We start from the raw sequence: 18,673 nt of genomic DNA on the forward strand, positions 1-18,673 counted from the left end.
TCCTTAGGTCCTGAGGATGTGTGGGGATCAGATCTCGATGCACGTACGCAGGGCGGTGCCCGTACGCATCTGGTCGAGGGCCTCGTTGATCTCGGCGAGCGGCACCCGGTGGGTGATCAGGCCCTCCAGGTCGATACGGCCCGCGCGCCACAGGGCGACGGTCCGCTCGTAGGACCGCAGGACGTCCCCTCCGCCGTACATCGAGGGCAGGATCCGCTTCTCGTCGAAGAACAGCTCGAACATGTTGAGCTGGAGGAAGTCGTCCATGGCGCCCGCGCCGACGACGACGAGCGTGCCGCCGCGGCGGGTGTGGTCGTAGGCGGTGCGGGCGGTGGCGGACTTGCCGACGACCTCGAAGACGTAGTCGAAGCCCTCGCCGCCGGTCACCGACTGCTTGGCGTCGGCGAGTTCGTCCGGTGAGATCGCCTTCGTCGCACCGAACCTGAGCGCGGCCTCGCGGCGCGAGGCGACCGGGTCGACGGCGACGATCTCGGCGGCGCCCTTGAGCCGGGCGCCCTGGATCGCGGAGATGCCGACGCCGCCGCAGCCGATGACGGCGACCGACGAACCGGCCTCCACGTCAGCGGTGTTGAGGGCGGCGCCGAGTCCGGTGGTGACGCCGCAGCCGATGAGGGCCGCGATGTCGAAGGGCACGTCGTCGGGGATAGGGACCGCGCAGCCCGCGTCGACGACGACCTCCTCGGTGAAGGTGCCGGTGCCCGCGAAGCCGAATACATCGCCGCCGGGGCGCTTGAAGTTGGGCGTGCCCGCGTTCATGAACCCGGCCAGGCACAGTTCGGTCTGGCCGCGCTTGCAGGCGGGACAGACGCCGCAGGCCGGAAGCCAGCAGACGACGACCCGGTCGCCGGACTTCAAGTGGCTCACTCCGTCACCGACTTCGGTGATCTCGCCGGCACCCTCGTGCCCGGGCACGAACGGCGCGGGCTGCGGCAGTACGCCGTTCATCGCGGACAGGTCCGAGTGGCACAGCCCGGTGGCCCGTACCCGGATCCTCACCTTGCCGGGCCCGAAGCCCACCGCCTCGACGTCGTCGAGTACTTCGAGTTTGTCCTGGCCTATCTCGTGCTGTACGGCTGCGCGCATGGTGCGGCTCCCCTCAGAAATGGGCTGGGCTCACGAGTGTTCGACGATGGTGTCGGCCAGCACCGGCGCGTCGTCCCGCTCCACCGCGCTCACCGCCACCTGGACCCCGCCCTCCCGCCGCCACATCCGGATGCGCAGGGTCTCGCCGGGGAAGACGACACCGGCGAAGCGTGTGGTGTACGAGCGGACGCGGGTCACGTCGCCGCCGAGCAGTGTGTCGACGACCGCCTTGAGCGTCATGCCGTACGTGCACAGCCCGTGCAGGATCGGCCGGTCGAATCCGGCGAGCTTGGCGAACTCGGGGTCGGCGTGCAGCGGGTTCCAGTCGCCGGAGAGCCGGTAGAGCAGGGCCTGGTCCTCGCGGATCGGGCGCTCGACGGTCCTGTCGGGCTCGCCCGTCGGTGGTTCGAGGCGCGTGGACGGTCCCCTGTCTCCTCCCCACCCGCCTTCTCCTCGTACGAAGATCTGGGCGTCGTTGGTCCAGAGCGGGCCGTCGGCGTCGGCGACTTCGGTGCGCATGACGAGGATCGCGGCCTTGCCCTTGTCGTAGACGGCCGCGATGCGCCCGGTGGCGAGCGCCGTGCCCCCGACCGGGATGGGGCGGTGCAGCCGGATGGTCTGGCCGCCGTGCAGCACGCGAGCCAGGTCGACCTCGACGCCGGGCATGGACAGGCCGCTGATCACGCCGGGTGAGCCGGAGCCCGCGACGGTGGCGAAGCTGGGCAGGACGTGCAGCCGGGATTCGAGGGTGTAGCGCAGCTCGTCGGGGTCGGTCGCGGGGACGCCCGCGCCCAGGCCCAGGTGGTAGAGCTGGACGTCCTTGGAGTTCCAGGAGATCTCCGCGGTCCGGGGCTCGGCGGCGACGGCCTTGGCGGCGTCAATGGGCATGGGGCTCCTGATCACTAGGGCCTGAGACCTCGGTGCGGCCGTCCGCACCGTCGGCCGCACCGAGGTCGACACTGGGCCGCGGAACCCGCCCGTTCTAGAACGCGTTCCAGTCCGGCGCCCCCCTGTATAGCCCAGCGTCCGGGACTTGTGAAGACTACTGACACCATGTCAGATCCGTCGGCCGTGACATTTGTCCCGGTCGATTGCTGACATGTGCATCTGCCGGGCGCGGCGCCCGGCTCATAGCGTCGTACCCATGACACAGACGACTGGGACACCGTCCGCCGTGTCCTTCACGGGGGCGGTCAAGAGCTTCGGGGACGTACGCGCCGTGGCCGGGGTGGACCTGGAGATAGCGCGCGGCGAGACGGTCGCGCTGCTGGGGCGCAACGGGGCCGGGAAGTCGACGACGATCTCGCTGCTGCTCGGTCTGAACGAGCCGGACGAGGGCTCGGTCACGCTCTTCGGCGGCCGCCCGGAGGAGGCGGTGCGCGCCGGCCAAGTCGGCGCGATGCTGCAGGAGACGCGACCGGTGCCGCGCGTCACCGTCCAGGAGCTGGTCTCCTTCGTCGCCGGGCGCTACCCGGCGCCGCTTCCCGTGGCCGACGCGCTGGAGCTCGCGGGCATCGCGGAGCTGGCCGGGCGGCGCGTCGACCGGCTCTCCGGCGGGCAGGCGCAGCGGGTGCGGTTCGCGGTGGCGCTGGCCGGGAACCCCGCGCTGATCGTGCTCGACGAGCCGACGGCCGCGCTGGACGTGGAGGCGCGGCACGCCTTCTGGGAGTCGATGCGGGCGTATGCCAGACGCGGCCACACGGTCCTGTTCTCCACGCACTATCTGGAGGAGGCCGACGCGCACGCCGACCGGATCGTCGTCATCGACCACGGCCGGATCGTCGCCGACGGCACCGGGGAGCAGCTGAAGCGGTCGGTGGGCGGCAATCTGGTCTCCTTCGACCTGGCGGGGCGTGACACCCAGGGGCTGGCCCTGCTGCCCGGCGTGGTCTCCGTGGAGGTGCGCGGGGAGCGGGCCCGGCTGCGGACGGACGACTCGGACGCGACGGTGATCGCGCTGGCCGAACGGGGGGCGATACGCGGCCTGGAGGTCGTCCCCGCATCACTGGACGAGGCGTTCATGGCGCTCACTTCGGGTGTTGTCCCGGGTGTTCCTTCACGTGTTGTTCCGGGCGCTCTTCCTGGTGCCCGCTCGGGTATTTCGGAGACGGTGTGATGCTGGACTATCTGCGGCTCGAAGTGCGCCGGACGCTGCGCGACACCGGCTTCGTGATCGGCGGCATCGCGATGCCGGTGATGATGTACCTCCTCTTCACCAACCTCGGTGGCGGCGACGACGGCAGCTGGAAGACCGCCTCGATGGTCGGCATGGCCGCGTACGGAGCGGTGGGCTCGGCGCTGAACACCGGCGGCGGGGTCGCCGAGGACAAGGTGATCGGCTGGCTGAGGCAGCTGCGGGTGACCCCGATGACGCCGCGCGAAGTGGTGCTGGGACGGGCGCTGACCGGCTCGGTGACCGTGCTGCCCGCGATCGCCGCGGTGCTGGCGGCGGGTGGTCTGGTCAACGGCGTTCGGCTGGACGTCTGGCAGTGGGCGGCGATCGCGGTGCTGCTGTGGCTCGGCTCGATACCCTTCACGCTGCTCGGCCTCGGCAACGGCTATCGGCTGACCGCGCAGACGACGGGTGTCGCCAACATGGTGTGCAACCTGGGGCTCTCGGTGATCGGCGGGCTGTGGTTCCCGCTCGCCCTGTTCCCCGGCTGGCTGCGCTCCCTGTCGGAGTACACCCCCACGAACCGCTTCGCACAGCTCGGCGTGGCGGTCGCGGACGGCCACGCTCCGGGCCTCGGTGCGGTGGGGGTGCTGACGGCCTGGCTGCTGGCCTTCGGTTCGTACGCTGTGTTCTCGTACCGTCGGTCCGCGCGGACCGTCTGAGCCCGGGGGGAGCGGGACATGTCCTGGATGCGAGGGGTGACCTGCCAGGTGCGGGAGTGGCGGGCGGAGCGTGCGCGCTGGAGGGCCGACATGGAGCGCTTCAAGGCCGAGCAGCGGGCCGCCCGCAAGAGCGGCGGGAAGATGCCCGACACTCCGGGTCCGCCGCCCACCGGCTTCGCCCTGCTGCCCTGGCTGCTCATGGGCATGGGCGCCTTCTCCAACCTCTTCCAGGGCAAGACCCCACAGCCCTGGATCGGCGGCATCGGCCTGCTCGCCTTCAACTCCCTCTACATCTACGTGACCTTCCGGGCCTTCGTGAAGGAGACGCGCGAGTCCCGCTCCACGCGGGCGGCGCTCGTCCTGATGGGCCTGCTCACCTGCGGGCTGGCCATCGGGTACGGCGGCAGCTGGCTGTACTTCTTCCCGCTGCTGGGACTCGCCACCGGGGCCGTCCTTCGGGGCCCGTGGCTCGGTCAGATCGGCCTCGGCCTGACCGCGCTCGCGGCGGTGGTCTCCTACTTCCGGGCGGGCTGGGACGCGGTGAACGTCGCGTACGGCACGTTCCTGTCCACGATGGTGACGGCCGCGATCCTCTCCCTTGCCGAGGCCGTCCGCGAACTGCGCGCCGCCCGCGAGGAGTTGGCCCGTCGCGCCGTCGAGAAGGAACGCATGCGATTCTCCCGGGACCTGCACGACCTGCTGGGCCACACGCTCTCCGTGATCGTGGTGAAGTCGGAGGCGGCCCGCAGGCTGGCCCACCGCGACCTGGACGCGGCCCTCGTCCAGGTCACGGACATCGAGTCGGTCGGCCGCCAGGCCCTCACGGAGATCCGCGAGGCGGTCACCGGCTACCGCGAGGGCAGCCTCGCCACGGAACTGGACCGCGCCCGTTCGGCACTGTCCGCGACCGGCGTCGAGCCCGTCGTAAAGCAGTCCGGCCCGCCCCTCGTCCCCCAGACCGAGGCCCTGCTGGGCTGGGTGCTCCGCGAGGCCGTCACCAACGTCCTACGCCACAGCGCCGCGACCCGCTGCGACATCACCCTCGACGGCACCCCCGACCGCGTCCGCCTGACCATCACCGACAACGGCGCCGGCACCTCCACCGCCGAACCCGTGGAGGGCATCGGCGGCACCGGCCTCAAGGGCCTCACCGAACGCCTGGCCACGGCAGGCGGCTCACTGGAGGCGGGGCCGGCTTCACGCGGGGGGTTCCGGGTGAGGGCCGAACTTCCGGTGGATGCGGTTGATGCGGCCGACTTGGCGGAGGCGCCGGCCTAGGACCACCGCCGAGGCGGGCCGGGCGGTCCCTGGTCGCGGCGGTGGATTCGGCCGACTTGGCCGGGGCGCCGGCCTAGGACCACCGCGGAGGCGGGCCGGGCGGTCCCTCATCGCCGAACGTCACCTTGGCGCCGGGATCTCGTCGAGGAGGCGGCCCCACTGCGGGTACACCTCGGCCTTCCGCGCGTGCAGCGCCAGGACCTTGCCGCCCAGTTCGGAGTCCGGGTCGTCGGAGATGCGGAACGCGGAGAGCTTCCGCAGGCACCGGCCCGGTCCGCAGGTGGGCGGGACTCGGCTCCCGCCGACGCACCGCACCCGCATTGGCCCCCGCGCCCTACCCTTGCCCCGTGAACGAGATGCCCCAGGACCACCGGCCCGCCAAGTCCATTCGTGTCCTGCTTGCCGAGGATCAGGGAATGATGCGGGGCGCGCTCGCTCTGCTGCTCGGCCTGGAGGCGGACATCGAGGTGGTCGCGCAGGTGGCCGCGGGGGACGCGATCGTGGACGCGGCGTTGACGCATCGGCCGGATGTGGCGCTGCTGGACATCGAGCTGCCCGGGATGAGCGGGCTGGACGCCGCCGCCGAACTGCGCGAACAGGCGCCCGACTGCCGGGTGCTGATCCTCACCACCTTCGGGCGGCCCGGGTATCTGCGGCGGGCCATGGAGGCGGGCGCCGCGGGGTTCCTCGTCAAGGACGGGCCCGTGGAGGATCTGGCCGAGGCGATCCGGCGGGTGCTGACCGGGGAGACGGTCATCGACCCGGCGCTCGCCGCGGCGGCGCTGAGCGCCGGGCCCAATCCGCTCACCGCCCGCGAGTGCGACGTACTGAAGGCCTCCGTGGACGGCGCCACCGTCGCCGACATCGCCGACAAGCTCCACCTCTCCGAGTCGACCGTCCGCAACTACCTCTCCTCCGCCATCGGCAAGACGGGCACCCGCAACCGCATGGAGGCGATGCGGGAGGCCCGCCAGCAGGGGTGGCTGTAACCGGCACCCGTCGGACACCCGGCAGACGCCTAGGCCACCCCGCCGGACTCCTACTTCGGCTGCTTCGGCATCGTCACCGTCGCCGACTTGTAGCTCTTGCCGTCCGCTCCCAGGCAGACGAACCAGTCGGGCTGGGAGCCGTCCACCGGGCGGATCAGGTCCTCGACGTCCGAGGTGAGGCCGGTGCCCGGAGCTGCCCTGAACACCTTGGTCGTGGTGCCGTCGTCCCAGGTGCAGGTGACGCGCTGAGCCGTCGGGGCGACCTTGCCGATCACCAGGCGGTCCCACACCCCCGCCTTGCCGGAGTCGTCCAAGGGCATCGAGTAGGCCAGGATGTCCGTGCCCGAGAGGTCGTCGCCCTTCTCGACCGGTCCCTGCACCACCGTCGTCGCCGGGCCGTCTCCCACGAGCAGGTGCACGAAGACCCAGCCCTTGCCGATGAGGTCCGAGGCGACGCGCGTACCCGCCGGCGAGACCCCGTACTCGCTCATCCTGCTCCGTTGGTACTGGGCCTCCGCCTCGTTCTTCGGCGCTCCCCAGACGTCGATGGTGACCTGCCACTTCTTGCCGTGGTCGGTGCCGCGGCCCACGTTGCTCCGCTGCGGCTCGTACACATGCCGTTGCTCCGGCGTCGGCGGCTGTGTCGCCACCGGCGCGACCTTGTGGCCGTCACCTCCCGTCACCCCGGCCAGCGCAAGCGTCCCCGTCGAGCCGGCGATCACCAGTGCCGCGGCGGCCGCGATCGTCCAGCGGCGGGCCTTGCGGCGCCGGCCGCCGCGGACCACCGCCTGGTAGGGGGCTATACCGATCTCGACCTCGTCCGCGGCCTCGGCCAGCAGGAGGGCGATGTCCCTGTGTGTCGCCATGTCGTAGTTCGTCTCCCGGTCCGCGCTCATCACTTCCGCCCTCCGTGCGTCACCATGTCGGCCAGCCCCGGTATGGCGCGCAGCTTCGCGATCCCCTTGGCCGCGTTGCTCTTCACCGCGCCCACCGAGCAGCCCATCGCCTCCGCCGCCTGGCTTTCGCTCAGGTCCTCCCAGTAGCGAAGGACCACCGCTTCGCGCTGTCGCGCGGGCAGTTGGGAGAGCGCCTTCAGCAGCGCGCTGCGGTCGTCGGCCTGGGCGATCCGGTCACCGCTGTCGGGCAGCTCGTGCGTGAGGCCCGAGTCGTCCTTCGGAGCGAGGAACTCCTTGAGTTTTCTGCGGTGTTTGCGGGCATGCGCGTTGATCATCACGCGCCGTACATACGCCTCCGGGTCGTCGGCCGCGCCCACCCTGCGCCAGGCCACGTACACCTGCTCCAGCGTCGACTGGACCAGGTCCTCCGCCGCGTGCTGCTCCCCCGTAAGGAGAAATGCCGTACGCATCAACCGCGGCCAGCGGCCGATGACAAAGCTCTGGAACTCCTCATCCCGAGCCTGCTTCCGATCCCCCATGGGCACCTCCTAGATGTCTAAAGGAGTCCACGAGGATCGGATTTCGTTGCCTCGCTCCCGAAATCTTTCGTTGCCTCGGCCCAGGAATCTCTTCGTTGCCTCGGCCCAGGAATCCTTCGTTGCCTCAGCCCCGGGAAATCCCGGAAGTCGTTCTCGGCAGCCACGCCAGCATCAGCACCGTCCCGCCCAGCAGCAGGATCCCGCTCGTCCGGAACGCCAGCGCGTACCCGGCCGTCAGGGCCTCCCCCGACACGCTGTCTCCCGTACGGGCCGCGGCGATCGTGGACATGATCGCCAGCCCCAGCGAACCGCCCATCGTGCGCGAGGTGTTGACCAGCCCGGACACCAGCCCGGCGTCCCTTGGTGCCGCGCCCGAGGTCGCGAGCGCGGCGAGCGGTGTCGCGGCCAGGCCCGCGCCCGCCATCATCAGGATCCCCGGGAACATGATCGCCGTCAGGTACGAGCCGTCCGCCGTCATCGTCGACTGCCAGCCGAAGCCCGCCGCGGCCACCAGTGTGCCCAGGGCCGCCACATTGCGCGCCCCGACCACCGGCATGAAGCGCGGCGCCAGCTTCGAGCCGAGGACCACCGCGAGCGAACTCGGCACCAGGGCGAGCCCTGCGCCCAACGGCGAGTAGCCGAGCACGTTCTGCGCGTACAGCGTCATGAAGAACCACATGCAGAACATCGCGGAGCCGCAGATGAACATGGCCGCGTTCGCCGACGACACCGCCCGCAGGCGCAGCAGTTTCAACGGCATCAGAGGGGTTTGCGTCCGTGCTTCGACGAGGAGGAACAGGACGATGAGCGCGAGCCCGGCGCACAGCGGCACCAATGTCGTCGCCGCCGTCCACCCCTCCACCTCCGTCTGCACGATCCCGTACGCCAGTGTCGCGAGCCCCGCCGTCACCAGCAGCGCGCCCGGCAGGTCGAGGCGGCGGCCGTCTCCGGCGCGGCTCTCCACCAGCCGGCGGGCGGACCCGGCCAGCACCACCGCGCCGATGGGCACGTTGATGAGCAGCACCCACCGCCACGACAGGCCGTCGACCAGCAGCCCGCCGACCAGGCCGCCGGCCGCGCCGCCCCCGGCGCCGACAGCGGTCCATGTCGCGATGGCCCGCGCGCGTGCGGCGCCCTCCGGGACGGCCGAGGTGAGGATCGTCAGCGTCGAGGGGGCGAGTACGGCGGCCCCCAGTCCCTGGACGGCACGCGCGACCAGGAGCTCCCAGCCCTCCTGCGCGAGACCACCCCCCAGCGAGGCCAGCGTGAACAGGGCGAGCCCCACCAGGAACATCCGCTTGCGGCCGTACAGATCGCCGGCTCGGCCGCCGAGCAGCATGAATCCGGCGAAGGCGATCGAGTACGCGTTCACCACCCACTGGAGTCCCGGTGCGCTCAGTGCGAGGTCGGTGCGCATGGACGGCAGCGCGACGTTGACCACGGACACGTCCAGTACGACGAGGAACTGGCCTGCGCAGGCGAGTGCGACCACCACCCACGTAGGTGGTGCGGTGCGTCCGGGTATGCGGGTGTCGTCTTCGGCGGCTCGGAGCATGGGTGTCATGCTCTCAACCGGGTTACGGTCCTTGCATCGGGATTTCGGCCTAGGTCCGGGGGCGGTGCCGGACAGAAGCGGTTTTCGCCCCCTCCGCCCCTGCCCGTCCCGTACCTGGGGGCTGCGCCCCCAGACCCCCCTTCGGCCTCAACGGCCTCGTCCTCAAACGCCGGACGGGCTGGATCAGCTGAAGATCACCGCGCGACTAAAGGCCACCCGCCCTCAGCAGCGTCACCACCGCCGCCCCGCCCAGCCCGATGTTGTGGGCGAGCCCGACGCGCGCGCCGGGGACCTGTCGGGCCCCCGCCTCGCCCCGGAGCTGCCAGGTCAGCTCCGCCACCTGCGCGATACCCGTCGCCCCCAGGGGATGTCCCTTGGAGATCAGGCCGCCCGACGGGTTCACGACCCAGCGTCCGCCGTACGTGGTGGCGCCGGACTCGACGAGCTTGCCGGACTCGCCTTCCGCGCACATGCCGAGCGCCTCGTAGGTCAGCAGTTCGTTGATCGAGAAGCAGTCGTGGAGTTCTACGACGTGCACGTCCTCGATGCCGAGTCCGGACCGCTCGTAGACCTGGCGGGCGGCCTCCCGCGACATCGGCCGGCCGACGACGTCGATGCACGAGCCGGAGGCGAAGGACTCCTCGGTGTCGGTGGTCATCGCCTGGGCGACGATCTCGACGGCCTTGTCCGCCAACTCGTGCCGCTCGACGAACCGTTCGGAGACGACGACGGCCGCCGCCGCTCCGTCCGAGGTCGGCGAGCACTGGAGCTTGGTGAGCGGGCGGTGCACGGTCCGGGCGGCGAGGATCTCGTCGACGGAGTAGACGTCCTGGAACTGGGCGTACGGGTTGTGCGCCGAGTGCCGGTGGTTCTTGGCGCCGACGGCGGCCAACTGCGCCTCCGTCGTCCCGTACTTCTCCATGTGCTCTCGCGCCGCGTCGCCGAAGATCTGCGCGGTGGGCGGGGACATCTCGAAGCCGTGCCGGGCCGCCATGATCCCGTAGTGCCTGGCCACGGGGGACGTCTTGAAGTCCCCGCCGTCCGCCCCGCCCCCGAGCGCTCCCCGCTTCATCTTCTCGAACCCCAGCGCCAGTACGCAGTCGGCGGCGCCACCCTCGACGAACTGCCGCGCCAGCATCAACGCACTCGATCCGGTCGCGCAGTTGTTGTTGACGTTGTAGACGGGCACGCCGGTCAGGCCCAGTTCGTAGGCGGCGCGCTGCCCGGCGGTCGAGGCCTGGAAGCAGTAGCCGACGGGCACCTGCTCCACATCGGCGTACGAAATCCCGGCGTCGGCAAGGGCGTTGGTGCCTGCCTCCTTGGCCATGTCCCAGTACTGCCACTCCCGGGTCTCGGGCTTCTCGAACTTCGTCATACCGACCCCGACGACGTACGTCTTCATGACTTCCCTTCAGTCCCTGGGCAGGCCGAGGATGCGCTCGGCGACGACATTGAGCTGGACCTGGGTGGTGCCGCCCGCGATGGTCAGGCAGCGGGAGAGCAGGAAGCCGTGCAGCGCACGCTCGCCGACGCCCTCGCGCAACGCGCCTGCGGGGCCGAGGAGTTCGAGCCCCAGCTCGGCGACCTTCTGCTGGTGCGCGGTCTGCACCAGCTTCCGTACGGAGGCGCCCGCGCCCGGATCCACTCCGGACACCTGCCGCAGGGTCGTCCGCAGCCCGATGCAGGCCAGCGCGTGCGCCTCGGCGAGCAGGGCGCCCAACCGCGTCTCGTCCGCAGGAGCCGCCTGCGCGATCAGGGCCTCGAGGCCCGTGTCGAACGTCAACTGGTCTGCCATGTGGACGCGTTCGTTGCCGAGCGTGTTGCGGGCGACGCGCCAGCCGTCGTCGACCTCGCCGACGACCGCGTCCGCCGGCAGCAGCACGTCGTCGAAGTAGACCTCGTTGAAGAGGGAGTCCCCGGTGATCTCCTTCAGAGGGCGGATGTCGACGCCGTCCGTGTTCTTCATGTCGACGACGAAGTAGGTGAGCCCCTTGTGCTTGGGCGCCGCCGGATCCGTCCGCGCCAGGAGGATGCCGTAGTCGGCCCACTGTGCCGCGCTCGTCCACACCTTCTGCCCGTTGACCCGCCACCGCCCGTCGGCGGTCCGCTCGGCCCGGGTGCGCAGCGAGGCGAGGTCGGACCCGGCGCCCGGCTCCGAGAAGAGCTGGCACCAGAGCAAGTCACCGCGCAGGGTGGGCAGCAGGTAGCGCTCCTGCTGCCGGTCGGTGCCGTACGCGATGAGGGACGGTACGACCCAGGTGGCGATCCCCAGATCACTGATCCGTACGTCCGCCGCCGCCAACTCCTGCTGTATGGCGAGCTGTTGGACGGGCCCGGCGCCGAGTCCGTACGGCGGGGGCAGATGCGGGGCGGCGTACCCGGTGGGTGCCAGCAGCCGGCGTACGACCGCGGGATCGAGCCCGCGTGCGCCGCCGATCACCTCGCGGGCCTTCACCCGGTAGGCGGACGCCTCCTCCGGCAGCTCCAGACGCAGTTCCCGCCGTACGCCGTCCCGTGCGAGCCGGGCGGCCCGCCGCAGGTGTACGTCTCCGGCCCCGAACAACTGCCGTGCCATCAGCGCCCGGCGCAGATACAGATGGGCGTCGTGCTCCCAGGTGAAACCGATCCCGCCGAGGATCTGGATGCAGTCCTTGGCGCAGGAGTACGCGGCGTCGAGCGCGGCACCGGCCGCGAGCGCGGACACCAACCCACGTACATCATCCGGCGCTTGGGCGGCCCGCTCCCGCACCTCATCCGGCCCTTGAGCCGCCCGCTCCCGCACCTCATCCCGCTCTTGAGCCGCCCCCTCCCGCACCTCATCCGGCTCTTGAGCCGCCCGCGCCGCGTCCCATGTGAGCGCCCGCGCCTGTTCGAGCCGTACGAGCATGTCGGCGCACAGGTGTTTCACGCCCTGGAAGCGGCCGATGGGGCGGCCGAACTGTTCGCGGACCTTGGCGTACTCGGCGGCGGTCTCCACTGCCCACGCGGCGGTGCCGCAGGCGTCCGCGGCGAGGAGGACGGCGGCGAGGTCGCGGACCAGGTCCGAGTCGATGGCGAGGACGCGGTCTGCGGGGACCCGCACCCCCTGCGCCCGGATCTCGGCGGTCGCCCGGGTCGGATCGGCGCTCTCGTGGGGCCGTACGAAGAGTTCGGCGGCGTCCACGGCCAGCCACATGGTGCCTCCGGCCGAGCCCGCGGCCAGGATCAGCAGGTCCGCGTCGGCGCCCGACAGTACGGGCGGCGCGATCCCGTCGAGCACGTATTCACCGCCCGCCTCGACAGCGGTCAGGGTCCCCGCGTCGAACGCCACGGCCCCGACGCGCTCCCCGCACTCCAGCGCCCGTACGAGATCGTCCGACTCCGCCGACCCCGGAGCTCCCTCCAGGACCATCGATGCCAGCGCGCTCGCGAGGTACGGCCCCGGTAACGCGGCCCGCGCGGCCTCCTCCACGACGACGGCGAGGTCGACGAGGTCGCCGCCGCCACCGCCGTGCGCCTCCGGAAGGTGAACGGCGAGCAGTCCCTGTGCGGCGAGTCCGTCCCAGTACGACGGTCTGCCGCCGCCCGGCGCGTCGAGCAGTTTGCGGACCTCCTCGGGTGGCATGGCGCGCGCGATCCAGCCGCGTACAGCCTCGGCCAGTTCCCGCTGTTCCGGTGTGGTCCCGATGCCCATGCGCGCCTCCCCAAGGCCCAAGGTGCGCGCCAGACTAGAACACGTTTCATTCTGACGGTAGGTCAGATCCCCATGGAAGGGTCAAGAATTCGTTAGTACGCCGAAGCATCGGAATAGTTGCCCGGGCACACCGGGTTCAAGTTGCACGTATCCCGCACGGATCACCGACTTCCTCTCCGCGCAGCCACGCGGACGACCCCTCTTTCTTTCGGCCTGGAGGCCCCACCCCATGACGCACACGACGACCGACCAGCCCACGCGGAGGCCGAGCGGCGCGACCGTGCCGGTGCTCGCCTTCGCGGGCATCGTTGTCGCGGTGATGCAGACCCTGCTCGTCCCGGTCATCAAGGACCTGCCGACGCTGCTGAGCACCGAGCCCAGCAACGCCACCTGGGTCCTGACCTCGACTCTGCTCTCGGGCGCCGTGGCCACGCCGATCATGGGGCGCCTCGGCGACCTCTTCGGCAAGCGGCGCATGCTGATCCTCAGTCTCGCCGTGATGGTGGTCGGCGCGCTGATCAGCGCGTTCACCAGCACCCTGATGCCGATGATCGCGGGCCGTACGCTCCAGGGCTTCGCGATGGGCGCGATCCCGCTCGGCATCGGCCTGATGCGCGACATGCTGCCCCGCGAGAAGCTCGGCTCGGCGATGGCCCTGATGAGCTCCTCGATCGGCGTCGGCGGCGGACTCGCGCTGCCCGCCGCGGCCCTGGTCGCGCAGCACGCGAACTGGCACGCCCTCTTCTACGGCGCCGCCGGCCTCGGCGTCCTCTCGATCATCCTCACCCTCCTCGTCGTGCCGGAGTCCCCGATGCGCGCCGAGGGCACCTTCGACGTGCTGGGCGCGATAGGCCTCTCCGTGGGCCTCGTCCTCTTCCTGCTGCCGATCACCAAGGGCAGCGACTGGGGCTGGACCTCGGCCACCACGCTTGGCCTGTTCGCCGCGTCGGCCGTCGTGCTCCTCCTGTGGGGCGTGATGGAGCTGCGCCTGAAGGCTCCGCTGGTCGACCTGCGCACCACGGCCCGCCCCGCGGTGCTCTTCACCAACCTCGCCTCGATCATGGTCGGCGTCTCCTTCTACGTGGTCTCGCTGGTCCTGCCGCAGCTGCTCCAGCTGCCCAAGGCCACCGGCTACGGCCTCGGCCAGCCGATGGTCACCGCGGGTCTGCTCGTGGCGCCGCTCGGCCTGACGATGATGGTCACCGCGCCGGTCTACGCCCGGCTGTCGGCCAAGTACGGCCCCAAGGTCACGCTGATCCTCGGCATGCTGATCATCGCCATCGGCTACGGCGCGGGCCTCGGCCTGATGAGCGCCGCCTGGCAGAGCCTCGTCATCGCGGTGGTCCTGGGCGCGGGCATCGGCCTCGCGTACTCCTCGCTGCCCGCGCTGATCGTCGGCGCGGTCCCGGCCTCGGAGACGGGCGCGGCCAACGGCCTGAACACCCTGATGCGCTCCATCGGTACGTCGGTGTCGAGCGCCGTCATCGGCATGGTGCTCGCCAACACGGCGAACCACGTGGGCGGCGTCGCGATCCCCACCATGCACGGCTTCCGCGTCTCCTTCCTGATCGCGACGGGCGCGGTGGCGGTCGGCCTGCTGATGGCCCTCTTCCTGCCCGGCCGGCGCCAGGCGACCAAGCCCCAGCTGCGCGCCAGCAGCGAGGAGGACGCCGCCCTGGAGCGGGCGAACGAGGTGCTCCGCGGTTTCCGCGGCCGCGTCCTGAACGCCGACGGCGACCCGGTCGCCCGCGCCAAGGTCACCCTCATCGACCGGCGCGGCCGCCAGGCGGGCGCGACGCTCTCCGGCGAGGACGGCAGCTATGCGCTGGCCGTGCCCGCCGAGGGCGCGTACGTCCTGGCCGCCAAGGCCACGGGCCACGGCCCGCTCGCCTCCTCGGCGACGCACGCGGGCGACGAGCGTCCGGTCGAGGTGGACCTGGCGCTGCCCGGCGAGAGCGTTCCGGCGTAGCGGACGCCCCTGCTGTCACACCCCCGTCGCGTACGCGGCGGGGGTGTGGTGCACGATGGGGCGCCCCGGGACCCGCACAACCAGGAGGACCCCCATGCCCGCGGCACCCAAGCCGGAGATCCTCGCCGCCTTCGAGGCCGCGAAGGGGTTCATGCCGCTCGGCGAGGGGCTCGCGCTGTACGAGGCCGCCGTCGAGGCCGGGCGGCTCGGGCTGCCGCTCCTCGAGGTCGGCACGTACTGCGGGCGCTCCACGATCCTGCTCGCCGACGCCGCGCGCGAGGCCGGGGTGACGGCGATCACGGTCGACCACCACCGGGGCAGCGAGGAGCAGCAGCCGGGGTGGGAGTACCACGACCCGTCCACGGTCGACCCCGAGGTCGGCCGGATGGACACGCTCCCCACCTTCCGCCGCACCCTGCACAAGGCGGGCCTCGAGGACCAGGTGGTCGCGATCGTCGGCCGCTCGCCGCAGATCGCCGCCTTCTGGCAGACGCCGCTCGGTCTCGTCTTCATCGACGGCGGCCACACCGACGAGCACGCGGGCGGCGACTACGAGGGCTGGGCACCGCACGTCGCCGAAGGCGGCCTCCTCGTGATCCACGACGTGTTCCCCGACCCGGCCGACGAGTTCACCGGCCAGGCCCCGTACCGCGTCTACCTCAGGGCCCTGGAGTCCGGCGCGTTCACCGAGGTCTCGGTGACCGACTCGCTGCGCGTCCTGCGGCGAACGGGAGCGGGGATCTGAGGGCGCGGTTAGAGTCGCTGACGTGTCGTACGTAGGCCCTGACTTCGATCCGCCCCAGCCGCGCCGCTCCCGGCGCGGTCCGCTCACCGTCGCCGTCGCCGCGCTCGTGCCGGGCGCACTGGCCGGGTGGCTGGTGTGGCAGGCGGTGGGCGACGACTCCGGTGACGGGGGTGGGTCCGACAAGGCGGCGCCCCAGTCGTCGTCCTCGGCGCCCGCCTCCCCCACGGACGACAGCAAGCCGAGTACGTCACCGTCGGCGCCCTCGCCCTCGCCCTCGACGCCCACCGCGTCCCAACCCGCCGGCTCCGGCCCCCTCAAGGGCAAGGTCGTCGTCATCGACCCGGGGCACAACCCGGGCAACTTCCAGCACGCCGCCGAGATCAACCGCAAGGTGAACATCGGCACGAACTGGAAGGAGTGCGACACCACGGGCACGTCGACCAACGCGGGTTACACGGAAGCCCAGTTCACGCTCGACGTCGCGCGCCGGATGCGGGCGATCCTGCAACAGCAGGGCGCCACGGTGAAGTTCACGCAGGACGGTGACCGCTCGTGGGGTCCGTGCGTGGACGAGCGGGCCGAGATCGGTGACAAGGCTCACGCCGACGCGGTCGTCTCGATCCACGCGGACGGCTCGGCGGCCGGCAACCGCGGCTTCCATGTGATCCTGCCCGCGTCCGTGCACGCGGGCGCCGCCGACACCCGCCCGATCGTCGCCCCGTCCCGCGATCTGGGCGAGCGCATCGCGGGCCTGTTCGTCCGCGAGACGGGCAGCGCACCCTCCAACTACGTAGGTGACGGCACCGGTCTCGTGGTCCGAAAGGATCTCGGCGGTCTCAATCTGTCAACGGTTCCGAAGGTGTTCATCGAGTGCGGCAACATGCGCGATAGCAAGGACGCGGCGTTGCTCACCAGCGGCGCGTGGCGGCAGAAGGCGGCGCGTGGGATCTCTGAGGGAATCGTGAGTTTCCTGCGCGGGTAGCGATCAGGGGGTTGCACCCGGCGTACACCCTGGTCGGACGGGCGATAGTGTCGTCCGTACGATGAGGGGCCACCCCCGCGCTTCACACCAGGGCCTGATGGCGACATGGTGACAGCGATGCCTCCACCGATGACGAGACGACTGACGAAGGACCTGAAGTGAATATCCGCTCCCTCACTCGAGGCGACGGCGTGGTGATCGGAGCAGCGGTATTGCTGTTCATCGCGTCGTTCCTCAACACGTACGACCCGTCCGGCAGCAACTCTCTCAATGCCTGGGACAACCTGGGCCTTGTGATGAGCATGTACATCGGTGGCATCGCCGGTGCGGCCCTGATCGTCGTCGCCCGCGCGCTCCCGCAGCCGCGGAAGGTCATAGGGCTCGACCTCGGCCAGCTCGGGGTGGCCCTGACGCTCTTCGCCCTGTGGACCTCGTTCTGGTCCATCATCGACCCGCTGGGCGCGTTCAGCGACACCTTCGGCACCTCGGACGTCGGCGCGGGCTCGGGTCTGATCCTCGGTCTGATCGCCGCCCTGGTCCTGGCGGCCGCCGCGATCGCCACCCCGCTGGTCCCGGCGCTGAACGCCGCCCTGGTCGGCGCCCCCAAGCCCATCGCCCCGCAGCCCTACGGCGCCCAGCCGCAGGGCGGTTACGGCTACCCCGGCGCCCAGCAGCCGGGCCAGCCCTACGGCGCCCAGCCGCAGCAGGGGCAGCCGTTCGGCGGTCCCTCGCAGCCCCAGCCGCAGCAGCCGGCCCCGCAGGCGCAGCAGCCCGCCGCCGCGCAGGACTTCTCGCCGTTCTGGTTCGCCGTGCCGGTGCCGCGGCCGCTGTTCGCGGAGGACGGTTCGCAGGCGCCGATCGCCGAGCTGGCGCCGGGCACTTGGTACCTGGCCGTCGAGCAGCGCGGTGCCACCCTGGTCGCGCAGACCCAGGACGGCCGTCGTGGCGTCCTGCAGGACACCTCGGGGATCCAGCGCGGCTGACGCCCGCTGCCCGTGCGTACGGCCCCTCACCCTTCCGGGTGGGGGGCCGTTGTCGTACAGTCGCCAGCCAGCGTACAGCTGACAGCCCGTCAGACATCGACGCCTGGAGGGGACATGCGGCTCGGTCTCGCACTCGGCTACTGGGGTCGCGGACCCTCGGCGGACCATGTGCCGCTCGCCCAGGAGGCGGAACGGCTCGGATACCACTCCGTGTGGACCGCCGAATCCTGGGGCTCGGACGCCTTCACCCCGCTCACCTGGATCGCCGCGCGGACGTCCCGGATCCAACTCGGCACGGCCGTCGCGCAGATGGCCGCTCGCTCCCCCACCACCACCGCGATGCACGCGCTCACCCTCGACCACCTCTCGGGCGGGCGCATGATGCTCGGCCTCGGCCTTTCGGGTCCTCAGGTCGTCGAGGGCTGGTACGGGCGGCCGTTCCCGAAGTCGCCCCTGACGGCGACCAGGGAGTACGTGGATGTCGTACGCCAAGTCCTCAGGCGCGAGGCCCCCGTCGAGCTGGACGGGCGCTTCCACTCACACCCGTACCGGGGCGCCGACGGCACCGGCCTCGGCAAGGCGCTGAAGCCGATCACTCACCCCCTGCGCGCCGAACTGCCCGTCCTGCTGGGCGCCGAGGGCCCGAAGAACATCGCGCAGACGACCAGGATCGCGGACGGCTGGCTGCCGTTGTACTGGTCGCCGACGCGTCCCCAGGCGTACGAGGCGTCGCTCACCGACCTGCCCGAAGGCTTCCTCGTCGCGCCCATGGCCCGTGCCCACGTCTGCGACGACCTCGCCGAAGGGCTGCTGCCCGTGAAGGCGATGCTCGGCTTCTACATCGGCGGGATGGGGCACGCGGCGCGGAACTTCCACGCCGATCTGATGGCGCGCATGGGCTACGAGGAGGAGGCACGCACGATCCAGCGGCTGTTCCTGGAGGGGCGTCGCGAGGAAGCCGTCCTCGCCGTCCCGGACTCCTTCGCCGACGAGATCTCGCTCGTCGGACCGCGCGAACGCATCGCCGAGCGGCTGGAGTTGTGGCGCAAGGGCCCGGTGACCGATCTGCTGGTCCTGTCCCCGGACCCGCACACGCTACGGGTGCTCGCCGAGCTCAACGCCTAG

The 18,673-nt window shown here is 71.3% G+C and carries 17 protein-coding genes; 9 read left to right on the top strand and 8 right to left on the bottom strand.

Features of this window, described 5'->3' with window-relative positions:
- Nucleotides 1-27: 27 nt before the first annotated feature.
- A complete protein-coding gene (locus tag AB5J53_RS15480; RefSeq protein ID WP_369246228.1) occupies nt 28-1,104 on the bottom strand; it encodes a Zn-dependent alcohol dehydrogenase in 1,077 nt (358 codons plus the stop codon).
- A gap of 30 nt (nt 1,105-1,134) precedes the next feature.
- Entirely contained in the window at nt 1,135-1,992 is an 858-nt protein-coding gene (locus AB5J53_RS15485; RefSeq protein WP_369246229.1) for a MaoC/PaaZ C-terminal domain-containing protein, read from the bottom strand.
- Between the two features lie 256 nt (nt 1,993-2,248).
- Between AB5J53_RS15485 and AB5J53_RS15490 the strand changes: the two genes are divergently transcribed.
- The 3 genes from AB5J53_RS15490 to AB5J53_RS15500 are packed head-to-tail and all read left to right on the top strand — an operon-like array spanning nt 2,249 to nt 5,217.
- The gene (locus AB5J53_RS15490; protein ID WP_369246230.1) at nt 2,249-3,220 is read left to right on the top strand and encodes an ATP-binding cassette domain-containing protein; all 972 of its coding nucleotides are present in this window, start codon (nt 2,249-2,251) and stop codon (nt 3,218-3,220) included.
- Nucleotides 3,220-3,939, top strand: a complete 720-nt coding sequence (locus tag AB5J53_RS15495) for an ABC transporter permease (protein WP_369246231.1) — start codon at nt 3,220-3,222, stop codon at nt 3,937-3,939. The genes AB5J53_RS15490 and AB5J53_RS15495 overlap by 1 nt, the downstream gene beginning before the upstream one ends.
- Nucleotides 3,940-3,957: 18 nt before the next feature.
- On the top strand, nt 3,958-5,217 hold the full coding sequence (locus tag AB5J53_RS15500) for a sensor histidine kinase (protein ID WP_369246232.1): 1,260 nt from the start codon (nt 3,958-3,960) through the stop codon (nt 5,215-5,217).
- Nucleotides 5,218-5,337: 120 nt separating this feature from the next.
- On the opposite strand, the gene AB5J53_RS15505 is transcribed toward AB5J53_RS15500, so the two are convergent.
- Nucleotides 5,338-5,538 carry a hypothetical protein gene (locus AB5J53_RS15505; RefSeq protein ID WP_369246233.1) on the bottom strand — a complete coding sequence of 67 codons (201 nt, stop codon included), beginning with the start codon at nt 5,536-5,538 and terminating at the stop codon, nt 5,338-5,340.
- A 35-nt stretch (nt 5,539-5,573) separates the two neighbouring features.
- On the opposite strand from AB5J53_RS15505, the gene AB5J53_RS15510 reads away from it, so the two are divergent.
- Nucleotides 5,574-6,206 (top strand): response regulator, encoded by a 633-nt coding sequence (locus tag AB5J53_RS15510; RefSeq protein WP_369252247.1) that lies wholly within the window; start codon nt 5,574-5,576, stop codon nt 6,204-6,206.
- Between the two features lie 50 nt (nt 6,207-6,256).
- On the opposite strand, the gene AB5J53_RS15515 is transcribed toward AB5J53_RS15510, so the two are convergent.
- The 5 genes from AB5J53_RS15515 to AB5J53_RS15535 form a co-directional block, all read right to left on the bottom strand.
- Nucleotides 6,257-7,102, bottom strand: coding sequence for a hypothetical protein (locus tag AB5J53_RS15515; RefSeq protein ID WP_369246234.1), 846 nt, complete (start codon nt 7,100-7,102; stop codon nt 6,257-6,259).
- A complete protein-coding gene (locus tag AB5J53_RS15520; RefSeq protein ID WP_369246235.1) occupies nt 7,102-7,641 on the bottom strand; it encodes a SigE family RNA polymerase sigma factor in 540 nt (179 codons plus the stop codon). Before AB5J53_RS15520 ends, AB5J53_RS15515 begins: the two co-directional genes overlap by 1 nt.
- A 124-nt stretch (nt 7,642-7,765) precedes the next feature.
- The gene (locus AB5J53_RS15525; protein WP_369246236.1) at nt 7,766-9,205 is read right to left on the bottom strand and encodes an MFS transporter; all 1,440 of its coding nucleotides are present in this window, start codon (nt 9,203-9,205) and stop codon (nt 7,766-7,768) included.
- A 196-nt stretch (nt 9,206-9,401) separates the two neighbouring features.
- A complete protein-coding gene (locus AB5J53_RS15530; protein ID WP_369246237.1) occupies nt 9,402-10,598 on the bottom strand; it encodes a lipid-transfer protein in 1,197 nt (398 codons plus the stop codon).
- Between the two features lie 9 nt (nt 10,599-10,607).
- The gene (locus AB5J53_RS15535) at nt 10,608-12,869 is read right to left on the bottom strand and encodes an acyl-CoA dehydrogenase (RefSeq protein WP_369246238.1); all 2,262 of its coding nucleotides are present in this window, start codon (nt 12,867-12,869) and stop codon (nt 10,608-10,610) included.
- 229 nt (nt 12,870-13,098) lie between these two features.
- On the opposite strand from AB5J53_RS15535, the gene AB5J53_RS15540 reads away from it, so the two are divergent.
- From AB5J53_RS15540 to AB5J53_RS15560, 5 genes are all read left to right on the top strand, one after another.
- Nucleotides 13,099-14,838 carry an MFS transporter gene (locus tag AB5J53_RS15540; RefSeq protein WP_369246239.1) on the top strand — a complete coding sequence of 580 codons (1,740 nt, stop codon included), beginning with the start codon at nt 13,099-13,101 and terminating at the stop codon, nt 14,836-14,838.
- Between the two features lie 94 nt (nt 14,839-14,932).
- On the top strand, nt 14,933-15,583 hold the full coding sequence (locus AB5J53_RS15545; protein WP_369246240.1) for a class I SAM-dependent methyltransferase: 651 nt from the start codon (nt 14,933-14,935) through the stop codon (nt 15,581-15,583).
- Nucleotides 15,584-15,605: 22 nt separating this feature from the next.
- The gene (locus AB5J53_RS15550; protein WP_369246241.1) at nt 15,606-16,565 is read left to right on the top strand and encodes an N-acetylmuramoyl-L-alanine amidase; all 960 of its coding nucleotides are present in this window, start codon (nt 15,606-15,608) and stop codon (nt 16,563-16,565) included.
- Between the two features lie 158 nt (nt 16,566-16,723).
- Complete coding sequence (locus AB5J53_RS15555; RefSeq protein WP_369246242.1) at nt 16,724-17,548, top strand: hypothetical protein; 825 nt, start codon at nt 16,724-16,726, stop codon at nt 17,546-17,548.
- A 114-nt stretch (nt 17,549-17,662) separates the two neighbouring features.
- Nucleotides 17,663-18,673 (top strand): LLM class F420-dependent oxidoreductase, encoded by a 1,011-nt coding sequence (locus tag AB5J53_RS15560; protein WP_369246243.1) that lies wholly within the window; start codon nt 17,663-17,665, stop codon nt 18,671-18,673.

This window comes from Streptomyces sp. R41, from assembly GCF_041053055.1.
Classification (GTDB): Bacteria; Actinomycetota; Actinomycetes; order Streptomycetales; family Streptomycetaceae; genus Streptomyces.